The organism is Neisseria sp. P0009.S007 (assembly GCF_051962515.1).
Map to the genome: position 1 here is coordinate 1 of NZ_JBQCVF010000319.1, position 1,484 is coordinate 1,484.

The 1,484-nt window shown below is 37.7% G+C and carries 1 protein-coding gene; it reads left to right on the plus strand.

What is annotated here, in order from left to right; all coding sequences use genetic code 11:
- Positions 1 to 151: 151 nt before the first annotated feature.
- Positions 152 to 1,484 (plus strand): ABC-F type ribosomal protection protein Msr(D) (gene msr(D), locus ACTHS3_RS12875; protein WP_440368117.1); only part of this gene is annotated, 1,333 nt, incomplete at its 3' end.

Consider the following 1,484-nt stretch of genomic DNA (forward strand, 5'->3'; position numbering starts at 1 on the left):
TAACTGAGGTTAGAAAATTAGATTTAAAATAAACAATATTGGAGGAATATTTATGTATCTTACTTTCATGTAACTCTTCCTGCTAAAATCGCAGGGTTTTCCCTGCATACAAGCAAATGAAAGCATGCGATTATAGACAGGAGGAAATGTTATGGAATTAATATTAAAAGCAAAAGACATTCGTGTGGAATTCAAAGGACGCGATGTTTTAGATATAAATGAATTAGAAGTATATGATTATGACCGTATTGGTTTAGTAGGAGCAAATGGTGCTGGAAAAAGCACTTTACTCAGGGTACTTTTAGGAGAATTAACTCCCCCAGGATGTAAAATGAATCGTCTGGGTGAACTTGCCTATATTCCCCAGTTGGACGAAGTAACTCTGCAGGAGGAAAAAGATTTTGCACTTGTAGGCAAGCTAGGTGTTGAGCAATTAAATATACAGACTATGAGCGGTGGTGAAGAAACAAGGCTTAAAATAGCACAGGCCTTATCGGCACAGGTTCATGGTATTTTAGCGGATGAACCTACGAGCCATTTAGACCGTGAAGGAATTGATTTTCTAATAGGACAGCTAAAATATTTTACAGGTGCACTGTTAGTTATTAGCCATGACCGCTATTTTCTTGATGAAATAGTAGATAAAATATGGGAACTGAAAGATGGCAAAATCACTGAGTATTGGGGAAACTATTCTGATTATCTTCGTCAGAAAGAGGAAGAACGTAAGAGCCAAGCTGCAGAATACGAACAATTTATTGCGGAACGTGCCCGATTGGAAAGGGCTGCGGAGGAAAAGCGAAAACAGGCTCGTAAAATAGAACAGAAGGCAAAAGGTTCTTCAAAGAAAAAAAGTACTGAAGACGGAGGGCGTTTAGCTCATCAAAAATCAATAGGAAGTAAGGAAAAAAAGATGTATAATGCTGCTAAAACCCTAGAGCACAGGATTGCGGCCTTAGGAAAAGTAGAAGCTCCGGAAGGCATTCGCAGAATTCGTTTCAGGCAAAGTAAAGCATTGGAGCTCCATAATCCATACCCTATAGTCGGTGCAGAAATTAATAAAGTATTTGGGGATAAGGCTCTGTTTGAAAATGCATCTTTTCAAATTCCGTTAGGAGCAAAAGTGGCGTTAACTGGTGGTAATGGAATCGGAAAAACAACTTTAATCCAAATGATCTTAAACCATGAAGAAGGAATTTCTATTTCGCCTAAGGCAAAAATAGGTTACTTTGCACAGAATGGTTACAAGTACAACAGTAATCAGAATGTTATGGAGTTTATGCAGAAGGATTGTGACTACAATATATCAGAAATTCGTTCAGTGCTAGCATCTATGGGGTTCAAACAGAACGATATTGGAAAAAGTTTATCTGTTTTAAGCGGTGGAGAAATTATAAAATTGTTGCTTGCTAAAATGCTCATGGGTAGATATAACATCCTAATAATGGATGAACCCAGTAACTTCCTTGACATACCAAGTTTAG